Origin of the sequence: Streptomyces marianii, from assembly GCF_005795905.1 — a bacterium.
Taxonomy (GTDB): domain Bacteria; phylum Actinomycetota; class Actinomycetes; order Streptomycetales; family Streptomycetaceae; genus Streptomyces; species Streptomyces marianii.
This window is the reverse complement of record NZ_VAWE01000001.1, coordinates 6,549,532-6,568,974: the sequence shown is the minus strand read 5'-3', so window position 1 is coordinate 6,568,974 and position 19,443 is coordinate 6,549,532. Positions and strand designations below refer to the sequence as shown.

The 19,443-nt window shown below is 73.5% G+C and carries 15 protein-coding genes and 1 pseudogene; 6 read left to right on the top strand and 10 right to left on the bottom strand.

Translation table 11 applies throughout. The features are described from left to right. Positions 1 to 107: 107 nt before the first annotated feature. A pseudogene (locus FEF34_RS43300) lies at positions 108 to 386 on the bottom strand (SIMPL domain-containing protein); the annotation flags it as partial. Positions 387 to 568: 182 nt separating this feature from the next. Between FEF34_RS43300 and FEF34_RS29755 the strand changes: the two are divergent. Next, on the top strand, positions 569 to 2,362 hold the full coding sequence (locus tag FEF34_RS29755; protein WP_138055913.1) for a bifunctional metallophosphatase/5'-nucleotidase: 1,794 nt from the start codon (positions 569 to 571) through the stop codon (positions 2,360 to 2,362). Positions 2,363 to 2,836: 474 nt separating this feature from the next. On the opposite strand, the gene FEF34_RS29750 is transcribed toward FEF34_RS29755, so the two are convergent. The 5 genes from FEF34_RS29750 to FEF34_RS29730 all read right to left on the bottom strand — a co-directional run bounded on the left by FEF34_RS29750 (position 2,837) and on the right by FEF34_RS29730 (position 10,578). After that, complete coding sequence (locus FEF34_RS29750) at positions 2,837 to 4,282, bottom strand: lysine N(6)-hydroxylase/L-ornithine N(5)-oxygenase family protein (RefSeq protein ID WP_138055912.1); 1,446 nt, start codon at positions 4,280 to 4,282, stop codon at positions 2,837 to 2,839. Then, positions 4,279 to 5,697 carry a pyridoxal phosphate-dependent decarboxylase family protein gene (locus tag FEF34_RS29745; RefSeq protein WP_234042612.1) on the bottom strand — a complete coding sequence of 473 codons (1,419 nt, stop codon included), beginning with the start codon at positions 5,695 to 5,697 and terminating at the stop codon, positions 4,279 to 4,281. Before FEF34_RS29745 ends, FEF34_RS29750 begins: the two co-directional genes overlap by 4 nt. Positions 5,698 to 6,375: 678 nt before the next feature. Continuing rightward, positions 6,376 to 8,871, bottom strand: a complete 2,496-nt coding sequence (gene pepN, locus FEF34_RS29740; protein ID WP_138055911.1) for an aminopeptidase N — start codon at positions 8,869 to 8,871, stop codon at positions 6,376 to 6,378. Between the two features lie 53 nt (positions 8,872 to 8,924). Further along, positions 8,925 to 9,263, bottom strand: coding sequence for a chorismate mutase (locus FEF34_RS29735; protein WP_138055910.1), 339 nt, complete (start codon positions 9,261 to 9,263; stop codon positions 8,925 to 8,927). A 544-nt stretch (positions 9,264 to 9,807) separates the two neighbouring features. After that, a complete protein-coding gene (locus FEF34_RS29730) occupies positions 9,808 to 10,578 on the bottom strand; it encodes a S1 family peptidase (protein WP_138055909.1) in 771 nt (256 codons plus the stop codon). Positions 10,579 to 10,845: 267 nt separating this feature from the next. On the opposite strand from FEF34_RS29730, the gene FEF34_RS29725 reads away from it, so the two are divergent. Continuing rightward, positions 10,846 to 11,745: a hypothetical protein gene (locus FEF34_RS29725; RefSeq protein ID WP_138055908.1), complete on the top strand. Its 900-nt coding sequence runs from the start codon at positions 10,846 to 10,848 to the stop codon at positions 11,743 to 11,745. Between the two features lie 145 nt (positions 11,746 to 11,890). On the opposite strand, the gene FEF34_RS29720 is transcribed toward FEF34_RS29725, so the two are convergent. Both FEF34_RS29720 and FEF34_RS29715 read right to left on the bottom strand, forming a co-directional pair. After that, the gene (locus tag FEF34_RS29720; RefSeq protein ID WP_138055907.1) at positions 11,891 to 12,814 is read right to left on the bottom strand and encodes an SDR family oxidoreductase; all 924 of its coding nucleotides are present in this window, start codon (positions 12,812 to 12,814) and stop codon (positions 11,891 to 11,893) included. A 1-nt stretch (position 12,815) separates the two neighbouring features. Further along, a complete protein-coding gene (locus FEF34_RS29715; protein ID WP_234042611.1) occupies positions 12,816 to 13,742 on the bottom strand; it encodes an SDR family oxidoreductase in 927 nt (308 codons plus the stop codon). Positions 13,743 to 13,808: 66 nt separating this feature from the next. On the opposite strand from FEF34_RS29715, the gene FEF34_RS29710 reads away from it, so the two are divergent. Genes FEF34_RS29710 through FEF34_RS29695 form a run of 4 tightly spaced genes read left to right on the top strand, consistent with a single transcriptional unit; the run spans position 13,809 to position 17,199 of the window. Next, positions 13,809 to 14,552, top strand: coding sequence for an enoyl-CoA hydratase family protein (locus tag FEF34_RS29710; RefSeq protein WP_138055906.1), 744 nt, complete (start codon positions 13,809 to 13,811; stop codon positions 14,550 to 14,552). Positions 14,553 to 14,555: 3 nt separating this feature from the next. Further along, positions 14,556 to 15,407, top strand: a complete 852-nt coding sequence (locus FEF34_RS29705; protein ID WP_138055905.1) for a CoA transferase subunit A — start codon at positions 14,556 to 14,558, stop codon at positions 15,405 to 15,407. Further along, a complete protein-coding gene (locus FEF34_RS29700) occupies positions 15,404 to 16,153 on the top strand; it encodes a CoA-transferase subunit beta (RefSeq protein WP_138055904.1) in 750 nt (249 codons plus the stop codon). Before FEF34_RS29705 ends, FEF34_RS29700 begins: the two co-directional genes overlap by 4 nt. Continuing rightward, positions 16,150 to 17,199, top strand: coding sequence for an NAD(P)H-dependent flavin oxidoreductase (locus FEF34_RS29695; protein ID WP_138055903.1), 1,050 nt, complete (start codon positions 16,150 to 16,152; stop codon positions 17,197 to 17,199). The genes FEF34_RS29700 and FEF34_RS29695 overlap by 4 nt, the downstream gene beginning before the upstream one ends. Before the next feature lie 83 nt (positions 17,200 to 17,282). Here FEF34_RS29695 and FEF34_RS29690 read toward each other — a convergent pair whose 3' ends face one another. Together FEF34_RS29690 and FEF34_RS29685 are read right to left on the bottom strand one after the other, a co-directional pair. Further along, positions 17,283 to 19,013, bottom strand: a complete 1,731-nt coding sequence (locus FEF34_RS29690) for a DEAD/DEAH box helicase (protein ID WP_138055902.1) — start codon at positions 19,011 to 19,013, stop codon at positions 17,283 to 17,285. A gap of 92 nt (positions 19,014 to 19,105) precedes the next feature. Further along, positions 19,106 to 19,309 (bottom strand): cold-shock protein, encoded by a 204-nt coding sequence (locus tag FEF34_RS29685; protein ID WP_093653209.1) that lies wholly within the window; start codon positions 19,307 to 19,309, stop codon positions 19,106 to 19,108. Positions 19,310 to 19,443 lie beyond the last annotated feature (134 nt).

The following is a 19,443-nucleotide window of genomic DNA, read 5'->3' as shown; positions in this document are numbered from 1 at the left end:
TGGCTGTCCGTGACTACTCAACAACCTTTCCATGAAGCCTTATTGACAAGTATTGAATTGTGCATGGGGGTGCTCTTCTGAGCATCCGGGCACCCGCGGCGGCGTCGGAGTTCCGGTGGCGTCCTGGTGAAGCGGCCTTGACCTGGACGTACACCGTCTGCCGCTGGGGTTCGAGATCGAGGGCCGGGGCTGCTTCGCCGGTGGCGCCGGCGAAGGCGGCGGAGCGCAGCGCTCCGGTCGCCGGGGCATTGGCATTCCCTGGGGGCCGGGGCCTCGGCGCCGAGGTCGGCGAGTTCGACCAGCGCGGCCAGGCGGGCGCCGAGAGCGGCGGCGTACTCGCGGGCCCGCTGTACGGCTCCGAGGACGGCCTGGCGACGGGCCTCACCGCTCACCGCGACTCTGGAGTCTCCGGGGTGCCGTAGGGCGCGGGGCCGGCGTCGGCACACCGCTGTTCATGTGGGCTCTCTCGCTGATCGGTCTCCGGCTCTTTCGCGACCGGGCCGCCCTGCGTCAGACTCTACGCGCGTTGTTCCACACGCGTAGCGCCATGGAAGACAGGGGAGATCACATGCCGCTCAATCGCAGGACGTTCCTGGGCCGTTCGGCCGCCGCAGGGGCCGGTGCCGCCATCGCGGGCGGTACCGCCGTCCCCGCCGCGGCCCACGGCGGCCCGGGGCGGGAGAAGCGGTACTCGTTCACCGTGATGGGCACCACCGACCTCCATGGAAACGTCTTCAACTGGGACTACTTCACCGACCGGGAGTTCGACGACAAGGCCCACAACGACGTCGGCCTGGCCAAGATCTCCACCCTGGTCGAGCAGGTGCGCAAGGAGAAGGGCCGGCGCAACACGCTGCTCATCGACGCCGGTGACACGATCCAGGGCACGCAGCTGTCGTACTACTACGCCAAGGTCGACCCGATCACCGCGCGCCGCGGCCCGGTGCACCCCATGGCGCAGGCCATGAACGCCATCGGATACGACGCCGCCGCGCTCGGCAATCACGAGTTCAACTACGGCATCCCGGTGCTGCGCAAGTTCCAGGAGCAGTGCGACTTCCCCCTGCTCGGCGCCAACGCCCTGGACGCGAGGACGCTGCGGCCGGCGTTCCCGCCGTACAGCATGCACCGGCTGCGCACGCCGCACGGGCGTGATGTGCGGGTGGCGGTGCTGGGGCTGACGAACCCGGGCATCGCGATCTGGGACAAGGCCAACGTCAGCGGGAGGATGGTGTTCCCCGGCCTGGAGGAGCAGGCGGCGAAGTGGGTGCCGAAACTGCGCTCGATGGGCGCCGACGTGGTGATCGTGTCGGCGCACTCCGGGTCCAGCGGCACCTCCTCGTACGGCGACCAGCTGCCGTACGTCGAGAACGCGGCGGCGCTGGTGGCCGAGCAGGTCCCGGGGATCGACGCGGTCCTCGTGGGTCACGCGCACACCGAGATCGCCGAGTACACGGTCACCAACAAGGAGACGGGCAGGCCGGTCGTGCTGTCCGAGCCGCTGAAGTGGGGCCAGCGGCTGACCCTCTTCGACTTCGACCTCGTGTGGGAGCGGGGCCGGTGGACGGTGGCGAACGTGGGGGCGAAGGTCCTGAACTCCAACACGGTCCCGGAGGACCCGCGGGTCACGAAGCTGCTGGGGGACGAGCACGCGAAGGTCGTGGCGTACGTCAACCAGGTCATCGGCACCTCGACGGCGGCGATGGCCACGGCGGAGGCGCCGTGGAAGGACGAGCCGATCATCGACCTGATCAACCATGTGCAGGCGGAGACGGTGAAGTCGGCGCTGGCGGGCGGGCAGTGGGCGGCGCTGCCGGTGCTGTCGCAGGCGTCGTGCTTCTCGCGCACGGCGGCGATCCCGGCCGGGCAGGTGACGATCAGGGACGCTGCCGGCCTGTACCCGTTCGAGAACACGCTGGAGGCGCGGTTGATGACCGGTGCCCAGCTGAAGGACTATCTGGAGTACTCGGCGCGGTACTACGCGCAGACCCCGGCGGGGGCCCCGGTGGACACGGCGAAGCTGACGAACGCCGACGGCGTTCCGGACTACAACTACGACGCCGTCGCGGGTCTGACGTACGAGATCGACATCGCGAAGCCCGCCGGGTCGCGGATCGTGAACCTGTCGTTCGAGGGCAGGGCACTGGACCCGGCGGCGCAGTTCGTCCTGGCCGTGAACAACTACCGGGCCAGTGGCGGTGGTGCGTTCCCGCACGTCGCCGACGCCCGGCAGCTGTGGTCGAACTCGGACGAGATCCGCAACACGATCATCCAGTGGGTCCAGGCGAAGGGCACGGTGGACCCGGCGGCGTTCGCGTCGGTGGGCTGGAGGCTGACCCGGGACGGTGTTCCGGTCTTCTAGGGCGTGTTTCGAAGGTAGCGTCGTTCGCCCCAGGGCGGGGGCGGGGGCCTCTGGTGCATGGGGACTCCCCAGGCCCTCCGGGCCGGGGGGGGTGGGGTCTCCCCAGGCCCTCAGGCCGAGGGGGTGGGGTCTCCCCAGGCCCTCAGGCCGAGGGGGTGGGGTCTCCCCAGGCCCACCGGGCCGAGGGGGTGGGGTCTCCCCAGGCCCACCGGGCCGAGGGGGTGGGGTCTCCCCAGGTCCACCGGGCCGAGGAGGCGGGGCCTCCCCAGGCCCACCGGGCCGAGGGGAAGATCGCGAGGCGCAGGGAGGAGAACGCAGCGGGCTGCGCCGACGACCGACGACGCCGCGAGGGTGCGTGCCAGAGGCCCCGCCCAGACGGGACTTTCGAAAAACGCCCTAGTGCCGGACCCCCGAGGGCGGGTGGGGAGTGTCCCGCCTGGCCTGAGGGCGGACGGGGCGGCTTCGCAGCACGCCCTAGCGGGCCCGGTGCCGTTCCTCGATCAGTGCGGGCCGGGGCGCCTGGCCGGGAATGCCGGGCGCCTCGCGCCGTTCGAGGCCGAAGCTGGTGAAGGCGGTGCGGCGGGGCAGCGGGTAGGGCTCCTTGCCCGTGAGGGAGTTCAGGATGGTCGCGCTGCGCCAGGCGGCCAGTCCGAGGTCGGGTGCGCCCACGCCGTGGGTGTGGCGCTCCGCGTTCTGCACGTACACGGAGCCGCTGACCGCCGGGTCGAGCACGAGCCGGAAGTGCTCGTCGACGCGGGGCCTGCCGGAGGCGTCGCGCCGCATGTACGGGTCGAGGCCGACGAGGATCCGGTCGAGGGGGCGCTCGCGGTAGCCGGTGGCGAGGACGACGGCGTCGGTGGTGAGCCGGGAGCGGCTGCCCTGCTGGAGGTGCTCCAGGTGGAGTTCGACCTTGGTGGTGGCGACCCGGCCCGCGGTGCGGACGCGTACGCCCGGGGTGAGGACGGCGTCGGGCCAGCCGGTGTGCAGGGCGCGCCGGTACAGCTCGTCGTGGATGGCGGCGATGGTGGCGGTGTCGATGCCCTTGTGGAGCTGCCACTGCCGGGGGACGAGGTCGTCCCGCACGGTCTCCGGCAGGGCGTGGAAGTAGCGGGTGTAGTCGGGCGTGAAGTGCTCCAGGCCGAGCTTGGAGTACTCCATGGGCGCGAACGCCTCGGTGCGGGCCAGCCAGTGGACCCGCTCGGTGCCGGCGGGACGGGCGCGCAGCACGTCGAGGAAGACCTCGGCGCCTGACTGGCCGGAGCCGATGACGGTGATGTGCCCTGCGGTGAGGAGGTGTTCGCGGTGCTCGAGGTAGTCGGCGGAGTGGATCACGGCGACACCGGGGGCGTCGACGAGGGGTTGCAGCGGTTCGGGCACGTGCGGCTCGGTGCCGATGCCGACGGCGATGTGGCGGGCGTGGGCGCGGCCCAGTGACTCGGCTCCCCCGTGCGGGTCGAGCTGGGTGAAGTCGACCTCGAACAGGGAGCGTTCCGGGTTCCAGCGGACGGCGTCGACCTGGTGCCCGAAGTGGAGGCCGGGCAGCCGGTCGCTGACCCAGCGGCAGTAGGCGTCGTACTCGGCGCGCTCGATGTGGAACCGCTCGGCGAAGTAGAAGGGGAAGAGCCGGTCGCGGTCCCTGAGGTAGCGGAGGAACGACCAGGGGCTGGCGGGGTCGGCGAGGGTGACGAGGTCGGCGAGGAACGGCACCTGGAGGGTGCTGCCGTCGATGAGCAGTCCGGCGTGCCAGTGGAACGCGGGGCGCTGGTCGTAGAAGGCGGTGGTGAGGCCGCCCGCGGCGTCCCCGGCCCGTAGCCCGTGGGCGAGGGCGGCGAGGGAGAGGTTGAAGGGCCCGATGCCGATGCCCACGAGGTCGTGGGGCCGGTCGGTGTGGGGGGCGCCGGGGGCGGACGTGCCGGTCATCGGGTGCTGCTGCCTTCCACGAGTGCGATGAGGGTGTCGAGGTCGTGCGCGGTGGTGTGGGGGTTGAGCAGGGTGGCCTTGAGCCAGAGCCTGCCGTCCGCATGGGCGCGGCCGAGGACGGCGCGGCCGTCGTACAGGAGCCGGCGGCGGAGCGCGGCGACGGCGGCGTCGCTCGCGCCGCGGGGCCGGAAGAGGACCGTGGTCAGCACGGGCCGGCGGTGGAGTTCCAGGGCCGGGTGCTTCTCGATCAGGTCGGCGCATTCCCGGGCGGCGGCGCAGGTGCGGTCGACGAGGTCCGCGAGGCCGTCGCGGCCGAGGGCCCGGAGGGTGACCGCGATCTTGAGGATGTCGGGGCGGCGGGTGGTACGCAGGGAGCGGCCGAGGAGGTCGGGCAGGCCGGCCTCGGTGTCGTCGTCCGGGTTGAGGTAGTCGGCGGTGTGGGCGAGCGGGGCGAACCGGGTGCCGTCGGGGACGGCGAGGATGCCGGCGGCTACCGGCTGCCAGCCCAGTTTGTGGAGGTCGAACGTGACGGAGTGGGCGCGGTCGAGGCCGCGCAGCAGCGTCCGGTGGCGGCGGCTGAACAGCAGCGGGCCGCCGTAGGCCGCGTCGACGTGCAGTTCGGCGCCGTGGTGTGCGCAGAGGTCGGCGATGGCGGGGAGCGGGTCGACGAGTCCGGCGTCGGTGGTGCCCGCGGTGGCGGTGACGAGTACGGGGCCTCCGGGCAGGGCGGTGAGCGCGGCGTCGAGGGCGGCGAGGTCGGTGATGCCGTCCGCGGCGGGGACGGTGACGGGCTCGGGGAGCCCGAGGAGCCAGGCGGAGCGGCGCACCGAGTGGTGGGTGTCGGCGCCGCAGACGATCCGGACCGGTCCGTGGTGCTCGCGGGCGAGGAGGACGGCGAGCTGGTTGGCCTCGGTGCCTCCGGTGGTGACGAGGGCGTCGGGGCGCGCGGCCCGCGGGTACACCTCGGCGGCGAGGGCGCGGGTCACCTCGGTCTCCAGCGCGGAGGCGGCGGGCGCCTGGTCCCAGGAGTCCAGGGACGGGTTGAGCGCGGACGCGGCCAGGTCGGCGGCCACGGCGAGCGCGAGGGGTGAGGTGTGGAGGTGGGCGGCGCAGCGGGGGTCGGCGGGGTCGGCGGCGCCGTAGGCGACGGCCTCGACGAGGCTTCGGAGCGCTTCCTCGGCGCCGCGGCCATGGTCGGGGATCACGGGGGCGACGGTCTCCGCCACGGCCCTGCCCAGGGGTTCGGGCCCGCCGGGCGGCAGCGGCCCGTTCCGCGCGACGGCGCCCGCGCGGAGCGCGTCCAGCACCACGCCGAGGAGGGGCCGCAGCGCGTCGGGCCCTTCGGCCCCGCCGGCGAGCGGCGGGATTCCGCCACCGGGGCCGGGGCTCGACGTCAGGCGCGGCGGCGTCGTCATGCGGGGTCCTTAGGGGACGTCGGCGTTGGCCCTGCGGGGCGCGGACGGGCCTCCCGCCAGGGTGTACGGGGTCGGGGTGGGCTGCCCGCAGAACTCAACGATCGGAACCCGAAAGCGGTACGCGTCCTCTGCCGTGGGGCGTTGGGCGGGCGCCGTGCGCCCACCGGGGCCCGTGCTCGTCGTGCGACGGTTTCCGGGCGGGGCACCGGGGTGTCGAACGGTGCGGCACGGCTTCACGCCGGGCAGGTACAGAACCGCCCCGGGCAACGCGCCGGAGTGTCGAACGGTCCGACACAGCATCACGCCCGGCAGGTACAGAACCGCCCCGGGCAACGCGCCGGAGTGTCGAACAGTCCGGCACAGCATCACGCCCGGCAGGTACAGAACCGCCCCGCTCAACGCGCCACGGTCCAGGGGCGAATGCGGGACCGACCCCCGGCGACGGAACCGCACTCGGGCGACGCGATCTCCGCACAGGCGCCGATACGAGGACGTTCCGCCTCCCGCACGACGGAATCACCGCCACGGACGCCAGTACGAGAGGTTCCGATTCCGTGCGGGCACGAGGCACCGCGCCACGGGGCCGCCCGTCGCCGGGGCGGGGCCCGGCGACGGGTGCCCGCGCGGGGGGCGGCGCGGCGCCCCCTCCACGCGCCGCGCACCCGCAACGCGCCCGCCCTACGCGCCGTGCCCGCGCACCCCCAGCGCCCGCCGCAGGTCGTCCAGTTGGTCCACCAGCTTGCGCCGGAGCAGCGGGATCATCGTCGCGTCGCGCAGGCACTCCTCGCCGAGGCGCAGCGTCTGCGCGTCCACGGCGTGGAGGGGGAAGGCGTAGCGCCCGGCCGCTTCCGCGATCGCGGGCCCGCGCCGGTCGGCGAGGGCGACGGCCGCCGGGAAGAAGCGCGGCACGTACGCGCTGACGAGTTCGGCCTGTTCGGCCTGCCAGAAGCCCTGCGCGGTCGCGGCGAAGACATAGTTGGACAGGTCGTCGGTGTCGAACAGCCGGGACCACGCGGCCGCCTTCGCCTCCGGGGTGGGCAGCGCGGCACGGCAGCGGGCGGCGCCCTCCTGCCCGGTGGCGCTGGGATCGCGGTCGAGTTCCGCCGCGATCTCGGCCTCGTCGGTGGCGCCGAGGACGGCGAGCCGGCCGAGGACGCGCCAGCGCAGCTCGGCGTCGAGGGCGGGGCCGCCGGGCACGCTGCCGTCGGCGAGCCAGTCGTGGAGTCCGTTGGGGTGCGCGGCGGCGTCGATGAAGTGGCGTACGGCGGTGAGGCGGAGGTCGGGGTGGCTGCCGTCCTCGGTGCGGCGGATGAGGTCGCGGGTGAGGCCGGTGAGCAGGGCGAGCGCGGCGGGGCGTTCCCCGGGCGTGAGGTAGCGGTCGGCGATCTGGGCCCGGGCGAACGCGAGGACGCCCTGGACGACGGCGAGGTCGCGCTCGTGCGGGAGGTGGGCGCGGGCGGTCTCCAGGTATGCGGCGGGTTCGAGCCTGCCGTCGCGGACCATGTCGCGGAGGCTGTTCCAGACGACGGCGCGGGTGAGCGCGTCGGGGATACCGGAGAGACCGCGCAGGGCCGGTTCCTCGGACGCGGAGTCGAGGCGGATCTTGGCGTAGGTGAGGTCGCCGTCGTTGAGGACGACGAGGTCGGGGCGGCGGCCGGTGCGGACGGTGCCGCTCTCGGCCTGGGGCACGTCGGTCTCGAAGCGTTCGCGCAGGACGAGCGCGCGGTCGTCGACGGGGTCGCGGTCGTAGGCGCCGACGGCGATGCGGTGCGGCCGGCTTCCGTCCTGGTCGATGTCGAGGCGCCAGGTGCCGGTGCCCGTGGTGATCCGCGGTGTGAGGGTGTCCACGCCGGTGGTGCGCAGCCAGGTGGCGGCCCAGGTGTGCACGTCGCGGTCGGTGGCCTCGGCGAGGGAGTCGATGAAGTCGGCGAGGGTGGCGTTGCCGAAGCGGTGGCGCGCGAAGTGGATGTTGATCCCGGCGAGGAAGTCCTTCTCGCCGAGCCAGGCGACCAGTTGGCGGAGCGCGGAGGCGCCCTTGGCGTAGGAGATGCCGTCGAAGTTGAGCAGCGCGGAGGCGGTGTCGGGGACCTTGTCCGGGTCGGGGGCGACGGGATGGGTGGAGGGGCGCTGGTCGGCGTCGTATCCCCAGGACTTGCGGCCGATGGCGAAGTCGGTCCAGGTGTCGGTGAAGCGGGTGGCCTCGGTGAGGGTCTGGTAGCCCATGTACTCGGCGAAGGACTCGTTCAGCCAGATGTCGTCCCACCAGCGGAGCGTGACGAGGTCGCCGAACCACATGTGGGCCATCTCGTGGGCGATGACCATGGCACGGGTCTGGCGTTCGGTGTCGGTGACGGCGGAGCGGTAGACGAACTCGTCGCGGAAGGTGACGAGTCCGGGGTTCTCCATGGCGCCGGCGTTGAACTCGGGTACGAAGGCCTGGTCGTAGGAGTCGAAGGGGTAGGGCTCCTCGAACTTCTCGTGGTAGCGGTCGTAGCACTGCCGCGTGATGTCGAGGATCTCGTCCGCGTCCTCGTCCAGGTGGCGGGCGAGGGAGCGGCGGCAGTGGATGCCGAAGGGCAGGCCCCGGTGCTCGGTGCGTACGGAGTGCCAGGGTCCGGCGGCGACGGCGACGAGGTAGGTGGAGATGCGGGGGGTGGGTGCGGCGGTCCAGCGGCCGTCGCCGTGGTCGGTGGTGACGCCGTTGGCGAGGACGGTCCAGCCCTCGGGGGCGGTCACCGACAGTTCGAAGACCGCCTTGAGGTCGGGCTGGTCGAAGGCGGCGAAGACGCGCTGCACGTCGTCGAGGAAGAGCTGGGTGTAGACGTACGTCTCGCCGTCGGCGGGGTCGGTGAAGCGGTGCATGCCCTCGCCCGTGCGGGAGTAGCGCATGGTGGCGTCGATGCGCAGCTCGTGCTCTCCCTCGGTGAGCCCGGTGAGCGGGAGCCGGTTGTCGACGAGCTTCTCCGGGGCGAGGTGCTGTCCGTCGAGGGTCGCCGAGCGCAGGGCCGCGGGCTTGAGTTCGACGAAGGTGTCGCCGGCGGCGCGGGCGGTGAACTCGATGACGGTGCGTGAAGCGAAGGTCTCGCCGGTGGTGAGGTCGAGTTCGACCGAGTAGCGGCGGACGTCCAGGAGCTGGGCTCGGGTCTGCGCTTCGTCATGCGTGAGTACGGGCATGGGGCCATGCTGCCCGATGGCCCCGGTCCCGTACACGGGGGTATGTGTGTTGATCAGCCTTTGCCGGTGGCGGCGCCGGGGGTGTCGGCGATCTGCTCGTGGTGACGGATGACCTCGGCGATGATGAAGTTCAGGAGTTTCTCGGCGAAGCCGGGGTCGAGCTTGGCGCTCTCGGCGAGCCGGCGCAGCCGGGCGATCTGGCGGGCCTCGCGGGCCGGGTCGGCGGGCGGGAGATCGTGTTCGGCCTTGAGGTGGCCGACCTGCTGGGTGCATTTGAAGCGCTCGGCGAGCATGTGGACGACGGCCGCGTCGATGTTGTCGATGCTTTCGCGCAGCCTGGTGAGCTCGGCCAGGACGGAGTCGTCGGTGCCGCTCGTCTCGCTGGTGGTCATGGAGTGTGAGCTTACGTCGGCCGGGGGGTGACGGTCGGGGGGTGTTCGGGATCCGGGACGCGGTCGCTCCGGCCGCCGGGGACGCTCCGACCCTGCCGTTCGCGGAAGCGGGTCGCAGCGGTGCAGGCACGGTGGGTGAACGGCCGGGCGCAGCGGGCGGGGTCGTCGTGGCTCGTCGGGACGGGGGCTGGGGCCCGGCGGCGGCGCCGGCTGGGGGCGGCGGGCGGGACGGGGCACTGCGGGGCTTGTCCGGGCTGTACCGGGCGGTCGCGGAGGCGGCTTCCCCGGGGACGCGGCGCTGGAACTGCCGTGCTTGGCGCGGGCATTCGGCTGGGTCCACGGCTTTACCCGGGGCCGGTACCGGTCGGCGGCGCCGTAGGAGTCGCCGTTCGTGTCCGGCCTGGCGCGAGGTGACCGACGAGCTGTCGGTGCCGGAGCTGGAACGCGGCGGGGAGGACGTACGCCGGCGGTGCCGGCGACGGCTTCCCCGCCGCGCCCTCAGGTCAGTGCGCGGCCGGTGCGGCGCGAGGGGCGCCCGGCCTGGTTACAGCGTCGCCGCGGCGGACTTGATCGCGGAGGCGAAGGTGGAGACCTCGGTGTAGACACCGGGGTAGTCGGGGCGGGCGCAGCCCTGGCCCCAGCTGACGATGCCGACCTGGATCCACGCGCCGGCGTTGTCGCGGCGGAACATGGGTCCGCCGGAGTCTCCCTGGCAGGTGTCGATGCCGCCCTGGGTGAAGCCCGCGCAGATCTCCTCGTCGGCGATCAGACTCGGGTAGGACTGCCGGCAGGAGGCGTCGGAGACGAAGGGGACCTGCGCCTTGAGCAGGTAGCGCTGCTGCGGGCCGCCCTCGCGAGCCGCACCCCAGCCGGCGACGGTGAAGGTGCCGTTGTCGTACGCGGCCGACTCGGCGATGTTCAGCGTCGGCAGGTTGATCGGCTGGGCGAGCTTGATCAGCGCCCAGTCCTTGCCGTTGCCGTTGTAGCCGGGGGCCCGGAGGACCTTGGTGGACCGGACCTTGATGGCGCTGGAACTGCGGAGGTCCACGACACCGGCGGTGGCGGTGATGCTGGTGTTGTTGCCGGAGGATCCGACGCAGTGGGCGGCGGTGAGGACGATCTGCTGGGTGAGCAGGGAACCGCCGCAGCCCATGGAGAGCCGGACCATGAAGGGGAACTCGCCCTGGGCGGCGCGGGTTCCGCCGACGACGGGCGGGGCGGCGGCGGAGGCGGAGGCGGGCTGGAGGCTGACGGCCGCGAGGGCGACGGCGCCGACGACCGCGCATCTCTTGAGGGCGCGAACGAGCTTGTTCAAGGTCTGCCTTCTTTCGTGGGGGGTTGACGCGTGCGCACAGGCGGGCCCTTGCCCTGGGTAGTGACATGAGCCCGTCAAAGCGTGTTTCGGATTATGGGGAGCGTCACACGAGCCCCACAAGAAGTACTTTTCGGCCAGACGAGAACCCTCGACGGCACCGCGGGCAACCGTCGAGACGCCGTCGCGCGCCGTAGAGTCGGGAGGGTCCGGACATCCTCCCGGCCGGTGGCGGACCGGCCTCGGACAGCACCCACAGGGGGTTCGGGCATGGCGAACGGCAGCGAGGTCGTACACGGCTTCCCGCACCTCGACACGGTGCGGGCGGCGATCACGGCGCTGCACAAGCGGCTCTCGTACGACGGCGTGCGCGCCTACGCGGGCAGCGTCCCGCCGGCCGACGTCGCCTTCGCCGACGACGACGACCTCCATCTGGGGGCCCAGCGGGTGGCCCGCGCGCTGGTCCGTCAACTGCGGCTGCCGGAGGCCCGGATGATCGTGAGTTTCCGGGAGATGCACCACGCCGCGAGCGTGGAACTCACCGCGGGCCCCGAGTACTTCATCGAACTGAACGACCGGTTCCGCCGCCACCGCCGCGACATCGGCGCGGCCCTCGCGCACGAGATCACGCACGTGCTGCTGCACCGGCTGGGGCTGGAGTTCCACGGGACCCGGGACAACGAGATCCTCACCGACACGGTGACGACCTATCTCGGGGCGGGCTGGCTACTGCTCGACGCCTACCGCGAGGACGAGCTGTCCAGCCAGAAACTGGGCTATCTGACCCCGGAGGAATTCGGTTACGTGCTCGCCAAACGCGCCCTGGTCTTCGACGAGGACCCGTCGGTCTGGTTCACCAGCCCACAGGGGTACACCGCGTACACCAAGGGCCGGGACCGGGCGCTGCGCGACGGCCGGCAGCCCCCGCTCTCGGCGGCCGGGTGGAACGGGCGGCGCCGCTACGCCAAGGACCGGCGGTACGCAGCGGACCATCCGGGGCCGGACCGGCCCGGGCACGGCTCGCCGTACGCCTTCGAGCACGCGCCGGGCGGCGGGCTGCGGGTCTCGTTCCCCTGCCCCACCTGCCACCAGCGGATCCGGGTCCCGGTGCGGGGCCGGGTGCGGGCGCGGTGCGGGCTCTGCCGGACGATTCTCGAATGCGACACCTGAGGGAGCTTCCGTCACCCCGCCACACCGAACGACAGGCAGCGGACCACGGGCGGCGGTCATCCTGTCGCGAGCGCCCGCGCCGGCGCCCCTGACCGCGCCCCGCCGTCACCGGGCCCGGGCACCCGGGTCCGGCCGGCGGGGCCGGCTACCGCGCCCCGTACACCGGCTGCGGCGGCGTCCCCTCCGCGAGGAGTCTCAGTGCCTCCTCCCCCGCCTCCGCCGGGGTCCAGCGGGCACCGCGGTCGGCCGTGGGGCCCCGCCGCCAGCCCTCCATGACCGTGATCCGGCCCGCCTCCGCCTCGAAGACCCGGCCGGTCACGCCCGCGGACGGCGTCGAGCCCAGCCACACCACCAGGGGCGAGACGTTCTCCGGCGCCATCGCGTCGAAGGCTCCGGGGTCCTCCGGCGCCGCCATCGCCTCGGCAAAGGTCCGCTCCGTCATGCGCGTCCGCGCGGCCGGGGCGATGGCGTTGACCTGGACGCCGTAGCGCGACAGTTCCGCCGCCGCGACGAGGGTCAGGCCCACGATGCCGGCCTTGGCCGCGCTGTAGCCCCCCTGGCCGACCGAGCCCAGCAGGCCCGCCCCGCTGGAGGTGTTGACGACGCGGGCCGAGGGCTCGCGCCCCGCCCGGGTCTCGGCCCGCCAGTGGACCGCCGCGTGCCTCAGGGGCAGGAAGTGGCCCTTCAGATGGACCCGCACCACGGCGTCCCAGTCGTCCTCGTCGAGGTTGACCAGCATCCGGTCGCGCAGGAAGCCGGCGTTGTTGACGAGCGTGTCGAGCCGCCCGAAGGAGCCGAGCGCCGTCGCCACCAGCGAGGCGGCTCCCTCGGCCGAGGCCACGTCGCCCGAGTGGGGCACCGCCTCGCCGCCCCGCGCGCGGATCTCCTCGACGACCCGGCCGGCCGGGCTGTCCCCGACAGGGGTGCCGTCCGGCCCGACTCCCAGGTCGTTGACCACGACCCGCGCGCCCTCCGCCGCGAACGCCAGCGCGTGTGCGCGCCCCAGCCCACGGCCCGCACCCGTCACGGCCACCACCCGGTCACGGCAGATCCCGGCAACTGCGTTCATCTCAGCCCTCCTTGTCGTCGGCGGCCCTCGCGGGGGCGCAGGCCGTCCTGCCCGCGGCGCCGCCCGCACCGGGCCCTTCGCCGCCCGCACCGGACCGGTCGCGGTCCACCCCGGCCCTGGCGCCGTCCACCACCGCCCCACCGGCGACCGCGGGCCCGCCGCCCGACCCGCCCCCGTTGACCGTCGCGGCGCCGAGGAACGCGGGGCGCTCCCCTCCTCCGTGGACCAGCAGGGACGCCCCGCTGATGTACGCCGCCCTTGGGGACGCGAGGAACACGGCCGCGTCGCCGATCTCGCCCGGTTCGGCGAGCCGGCCCAGCGGTACGGTGCGGCCCACCGCCGCGACCCCCTGCTCGTCGCCGTAGTGCAGGTGCGACAGTTCCGTGCGCACCATTCCGGGCACGACCGTGTTCACCCGGACCTCCGGCGCCCACTCCACCGCCATGGACCGGGCGAGGCTCTCCAGCCCCGCCTTGGCCGCTCCGTAGGCGGCGGTTCCCGGCGACGGCCGGGTCGCGCTCACGCTGCCGACCATCACCACGCACCCGCGTGCGGCGCGCAGCAGTCCGTGCGCGGCGAGCGAGACCGTCAGCGGTGCGACCAGGTTCAGTTCCAGCACCCGCGCGTGCCGCGCCGGGCCGCCGTCCCGCAGCAGCCGGTACGGCGCCCCGCCGGCGTTGTTGACCAGGGCGTCGAGCCGGCCGTGGCTGCGGGCGACCTCGGCGAGGAAGTCGTCGACGGCCGCCGGCTCCCGCAGGTCGACGGGCAGGAACCGGGCCGTGCGTCCTGCGGAGGCGACGGGTGCGCCGGGTGGTCTGCGGGCGCAGACGACGACGTCCGCCCCGGCCGCCAGGAACGCCCTTGCGATGCCCGCGCCGACACCGCGCGTTCCGCCGGTGACGACCGCGACCCTCCCGTCCAGCTCCATCGGCTGCTACCTTCCTGACGAGCAGTCACCTAACAAACGTTTGGTGGAAAGGTAGCTGATCCGCTGATGGGTGTCTCCACCGCAAGCCCGGAGAAGGGCGTTCGCGTCGTGACGGTCGACTTCCCGCCCGTCAACGCCCTCCCCGTCCACGGCTGGTACGCACTCGCCGACTCCGTGCGCCGCGCCGGCCGGGACCCGGAGGTCCGCTGTGTGGTCCTGGCCGCCGAGGGCCGCGGCTTCAACGCGGGCGTCGACATCAAGGAGTTGCAGCGCGACGCCGGGCACGAGGCCCTGATCGGCGCCAACCGGGGCTGCCACGAGGCCTTCGGGGCCGTCTACGAGTGCGAGGTCCCCGTCGTGGCCGCCGTGCACGGCTTCTGTCTGGGCGGCGGGATCGGACTCGTCGGGAACGCCGACGCCGTGGTGGCCTCCGACGACGCCGTCTTCGGGCTGCCGGAGCTGGACCGGGGCGCGCTCGGGGCGGCCACGCACCTCGCCCGGCTCGTCCCCCAGCACCTGATGCGCACCCTGTACTACACCTCCCGCACCGTGACGGCCGCCGAACTGCGCGCCCACGGTTCGGTCTGGCGGGTCGTCCCCCGCGACGGGCTCCGGGCCGCGGCCCTGGGGCTGGCGCGCGAGGTCGCCGCCAAGGACGGCCGTCTCATCCGGCTGGCCAAGGCCGCCATCAACGGCATCGACCCGGTGGACGTGCACCGCAGCTACCGGTACGAGCAGGGCTTCACCTTCGAGGCGAACCTCGCCGGGACCGCGGGCCGCGTCCGGGACACCTTCGGCAAGGAGGCCTGACCCATGGCGGACAAGACGATGACCGCCGACGACGTCGCGGGGCGGCTGCGCAGCGGCATGGCCCTGGGCATCGGCGGCTGGGGCTCGCGCCGCAAACCGATGGCCCTGGTACGGGCGCTGCTGCGGTCCGGGGCCACCGGCCTGACCGTCGTCTCCTACGGCGGCCCGGACGTGGGGATGCTGTGTGCGGCGGGGCGGGTGCGCAGGCTGGTCGCGCCGTTCGCGACGCTCGACTCCGTACCGCTGGAGCCCCACTTCCGGGCGGCCCGCGAGGCGGGCACGATCGCGATGACGGAGCTGGACGAGGCGATGTTCATGTGGGGGCTGCACGCCGCGGCCAACCGGCTCCCCTTCATGCCCGTGCGGGCCGGCCTCGGTTCGGACGTCATGCGGGTCAACCCGGAACTGCGCACGGTCCGTTCGCCGTACGGCGACGGCGAGGAGTTCGTCGCGGTCCCGGCACTGCGCCTGGACGCCGCCCTGGTCCACCTCAACCGTGCCGACCGGCTCGGCAACGGCCAGTACCTCGGGCCCGACCCCTACTTCGACGACCTCTTCTGCGAGGCGGCCGACGAGGCGTACGTCTCGTGCGAGCGGCTCGTGGAGACGGCCGAGCTGACCAAGGACGCCGCCCCGCAGACCCTGCTCGTCGGACGGCACACCGTCACGGGCGTCGTCGAGGCCCCGGACGGGGCGCACTTCACGTCCTGCGCCCCCGATCACGCCCGTGACGAGTCCTTCCAGAAGCTGTACGCGACCACGCCGTGGCCGGAGTTCGCCGAGCGCTTCCTGTCGGGTCCCGACGAGCACGCCTACCGGTCCGCCGTGCGGGCCTGGCACGAGGAGCAGCGGTGAGCGTCGACCAGGTCCGCACCCCCGTGCCGTCCCGCTCCGAGTACTGCGTGATCGCCTGCGCCGAGGCGTGGCGCGGCGACGGCGAGGTGCTGGCGAGCCCCATGGGGCTGATCCCCTCCCTCGGCGCCCGGCTCGCCCGGCGCACCTTCTCCCCCGACCTCCTGCTCACCGACGGCGAGGCGCTGCTCGTCGGTCCGGACGGGGAGGTGGAGGGCTGGCTTCCGTACCGTCGCCATCTCACGGTGGTCACCGGCGGCAAGCGGCACGTCATGATGGGCGCGAGCCAGCTCGACCGGTACGGCAACCAGAACATCTCCTGCATCGGCGACTGGTCCCGGCCGGCGCGCCAGCTCCTCGGGGTGCGCGGGGCGCCGGTGAACACCCTCAACAACCGGGTCAGTTACTGGGTCCCCCGGCACTCGACCCGGGTCTTCGTCGAGAAGGTCGACATGGTCAGCGGCGTCGGGTACGACCGCGCGGGCGGGGCGCGCTTCCACCGGATCCCTCGCGTCGTCACGAACCTGGGGGTCTTCGACTTCGAGACGCCGGACCGGTCGATGCGGCTCGCCTCCCTGCATCCGGGCGTCACCCTGGAGGAGGTCCGGGAGGCGACCGGCTTCCCGCTCGCCGTCCCCGGCGGCGGCTCCGTCCCGCGCACCCGCGAACCCACCACCGAGGAGCTGCGGCTCGTCCGCGAGGTGCTCGATCCGGACGGCCGGCGCGACCGTGAGATCGGCGCCCGATGAGGACGGCGCTCACCGAGCTCACCGGAGTGCGGCACCCCGTCGTCCAGACCGGCATGGGCTGGGTCGCGGGACCTCGGCTGGTCTCGGCGGCCGCGAACGCCGGCGCCCTGGGGGTCCTGGCCTCCGCGACGATGACGCCGGCCCGGCTGCGGCAGGCGGTCCGCGAGGTGAAGGCCCGCACTCAGGCGCCGTTCGGGGTCAATCTGCGGGCCGACGCAGGGGACGCCCGGGAACGGGTGCGGATCGTCGTCGACGAGGGCGTACGGGTGGCGTCGTTCGCGCTGGCCCCGTCCCGGGAGCTGATCGCGGAGCTCAAGGACGCGGGCGTGGTCGTGATCCCGTCGGTCGGCGCGCGGCGCCACGCCGAGAAGGTCGCGGCCTGGGGTGCCGACGCCGTGATCGTGCAGGGCGGCGAGGGCGGCGGGCACACCGGCGACGTGGCGACGACCGTGCTGCTGCCGCAGGTGGTGGACGCCGTGGACATCCCGGTCGTCGCGGCGGGCGGTTTCCACGACGGGCGCGGTCTGGTGGCGGCGCTCGCGTACGGGGCCGCGGGCATCGCCATGGGCACGCGCTTCCTGCTCACGTCCGACTCGACGGTGCCGGACGCGGTGAAGGCCCGTTATCTGGCGGCGTCCGTCAGGGACGTCACGGTCACCACCGCCGTCGACGGCCTGCCGCACCGTATGCTCCGCTCCGACCTCGTCGAGACCCTCGAACGTTCCGGTCGCACCCGCGCCCTGCTGCACGCGCTGCGCAGGGCGGCGGGCTTCCGGAAGCTCTCCGGGCTGTCCTGGCCGGAGATGGTCCGCGACGGCCTGGCGCTGCGGCACGGCAAGGACCTCTCCTGGAGCCAGGTCCTGCTCGCCGCCAACACCCCGATGCTGCTGCGGGCGGCGATGGTCGAGGGCCGTACCGATCTCGGTGTGATGGCGTCCGGCCAGGTCGCGGGCGTGATCGGGGACCTGCCGAGCTGCGCGGAGCTGGTCGGCCGGGTGATGGCGGAGGCGGAGGGGGTGCTGCGGGGGCTGCGGACCGTGGACTGAACCGTTGCCACCGGCCCCGGGCGGCGGCCCGCGTCCCCGGGCCGGGACCGCGGGGCGGCTGCCCCGTGGTCCCGGTCACTGCATCAGCGGGCCGCGGCGCTGCTGCCCCTGGACCCGCCCTGAGGCCGGCCCGCGGTGCGTCCGCGCTGCTGCCCCGCGCCGCCCCCGGCCCGCCCGGCACCGGTGCGTCCGGTTTCGCCGCGCCCGGTGCCGCCCTGGGCGGCGCGGCCGCCCCTCGCACGTCCGCCGTCGTCACGGCCGGTACCGCCCCGGGCTGCGCGGCCGCCCTTGGCACGCCCGCCGTCGGCCGATCCCCGCTCCGTGCGGCCGGCCTCGTCTCGCGCACCGGTCCGGCGCCCGCCGTCGGTGCGAGCACCGGTGTCCTCGCGGACGGCCTCGCCACGTCCACCGGCACGGCCGCCGCCCTGCGCGCGCCTCCGTTTCGGCCGGGACTTCGCGGCGGCCGACTGGGGGGCGGGGGGCGCCTCGACGGTCACCGCCACACCAGACGGTTCGCGGGCTCCGGTCAGCCGGGCCAGCTCCTCGTCCCCGGACCTGACCGCGGCGGTACACGGAGTGATCCCGGCGTCCGCCATCAGCCGGGTCATCTCCCGCTTCTGGTCCGGCAGTACGAGGGTCACGACGCTGCCCGACTCGCCCGCCCGCGCGGTGCGGCCGCCCCGGTGCAGATAGTCCTTGTGGTCCATCGGCGGATCGACGTTCACGACGAGATCCAGGTCGTCCACATGGATGCCGCGGGCGGCGACGTTGGTGGCGACCAGCGCGCTGACCTGGCCGTTCTTGAACTGGTCGAGGGTGCGGTTGCGCTGGGGCTGGGTGCGGCCCCCGTGCAGGCCCGCCGCCCGTACACCGCTGGCCAGCAGCCGCTTGACCAGACGGTCCACGGAACGCTTGGTGTCGAGGAAGAGGATGACGCGGCCGTCGCGGGCCGCTATGCGCACGGTGACGGCCTTCTTGTCGGTCTCGTCGGCGACGTGGAGGACGTGGTGCTCCATGGTGGTGACGGCACCGGCGGACGGGTCGACCGAGTGCACCACGGGGTCGCTCAGGAACCCCCGTACCAGCCGGTCGATGTTCCGGTCCAGGGTGGCCGAGAACAGCATGCGCTGCCCGCCGGGCTCCACCTGCTTCAGCAAGGCGGTGACCTGGGGGAGGAAACCCATGTCGGCCATCTGGTCGGCCTCGTCCAGCACCGTGACCGCCACCTCGCCGAGACGGCAGTCGCCCCGCTCGACGAGGTCCTGCAACCGGCCCGGCGTCGCCACGAGCACCTCGGCTCCGCGCCGCAGCTGGTTGGCCTGCTTGGTGATCGACAGCCCTCCGACGACCGTCGCCAGACGCAGGTTCACCGCGGTCGCGTAGGGGGTGAGGGCGTCCGTCACCTGCTGCGCCAGCTCCCGTGTGGGAACGAGCACGAGCCCGAGGGGAGCACCCGGCTCCGCCCGGCGCCCGGCGGTACGGGCGAGCAGCGCCAGCCCGAAGGCGAGGGTCTTGCCGGATCCGGTACGCCCGCGCCCGAGGAGATCACGGCCGGCGAGCGAGTTCGGCAGCGTCGCCGCCTGGATCGGGAACGGCTCCGTGACCCCCTGCGCGGCGAGGGCCTTCAGCAGCGCCGCCGGCAGGTCCGTCAGCTCCTCGAAGGCCCGGACGGCGGCCAGGGCAGGGACACGGGGCTCCGGAACGGTGAAGTCCTGCGGGCCCACCGTACGGCCGACACCGCCGGCCCCTTTCGGGGCCCGCTTCGCCGTGCGCTCGGCCGGCCGCTTGCGTGCGGGGCGTGCGGAACGAGTCATGCGAAATTGCCTTCCTGGTGCTGAGCACAGCACAGGCCGGGGCCCGCACCGCGAAGGTGCGGGCCCCGGCCGCGTGGTACGCGTCCCGAGGGTCAGGCGGGGACGATGTTCTCCGCCTGCGGGCCCTTCGGGCCCTGCGTGACGTCGAAGCTGACCTTCTGGCCCTCCTGGAGCTCGCGGAAGCCCTGGGTGGCGATGTTGGAGTAGTGGGCGAAGACGTCGGCGCCGCCGCCGTCCTGCGCGATGAAGCCGAAGCCCTTTTCCGAGTTGAACCACTTCACGGTGCCGGTGGCCATGTCATTCTCCCGATAGGTAGGGGCCCCATCCGGAGATGCCGGAAAAACGATAAAGCGCCTGCGGATCATTCCCGTCAGGCGCGCATAAAGTTCATGGGTACCAAACTGCAACCCTCACAACCTAGCACGCTCCG

Coding starts and splice junctions, on each gene's coding strand:
- FEF34_RS29755 (WP_138055913.1), top strand. CDS start 569: ATGCCGCTCAATCGCAGGACGTTCCTGGGCCGTTCGGCCGCCGCAGGG.
- FEF34_RS29690 (WP_138055902.1), bottom strand. CDS start 19,013: ATGACTCGTTCCGCACGCCCCGCACGCAAGCGGCCGGCCGAGCGCACG.
- FEF34_RS29695 (WP_138055903.1), top strand. CDS start 16,150: ATGAGGACGGCGCTCACCGAGCTCACCGGAGTGCGGCACCCCGTCGTC.
- pepN (WP_138055911.1), bottom strand. CDS start 8,871: ATGCCCGTACTCACGCATGACGAAGCGCAGACCCGAGCCCAGCTCCTG.
- FEF34_RS29750 (WP_138055912.1), bottom strand. CDS start 4,282: ATGACCGGCACGTCCGCCCCCGGCGCCCCCCACACCGACCGGCCCCAC.
- FEF34_RS29725 (WP_138055908.1), top strand. CDS start 10,846: ATGGCGAACGGCAGCGAGGTCGTACACGGCTTCCCGCACCTCGACACG.
- FEF34_RS29745 (WP_234042612.1), bottom strand. CDS start 5,697: ATGACGACGCCGCCGCGCCTGACGTCGAGCCCCGGCCCCGGTGGCGGA.
- FEF34_RS29685 (WP_093653209.1), bottom strand. CDS start 19,309: ATGGCCACCGGCACCGTGAAGTGGTTCAACTCGGAAAAGGGCTTCGGC.
- FEF34_RS29735 (WP_138055910.1), bottom strand. CDS start 9,263: ATGACCACCAGCGAGACGAGCGGCACCGACGACTCCGTCCTGGCCGAG.
- FEF34_RS29715 (WP_234042611.1), bottom strand. CDS start 13,742: ATGGAGCTGGACGGGAGGGTCGCGGTCGTCACCGGCGGAACGCGCGGT.
- FEF34_RS29720 (WP_138055907.1), bottom strand. CDS start 12,814: ATGAACGCAGTTGCCGGGATCTGCCGTGACCGGGTGGTGGCCGTGACG.
- FEF34_RS29710 (WP_138055906.1), top strand. CDS start 13,809: ATGGGTGTCTCCACCGCAAGCCCGGAGAAGGGCGTTCGCGTCGTGACG.
- FEF34_RS29705 (WP_138055905.1), top strand. CDS start 14,556: ATGGCGGACAAGACGATGACCGCCGACGACGTCGCGGGGCGGCTGCGC.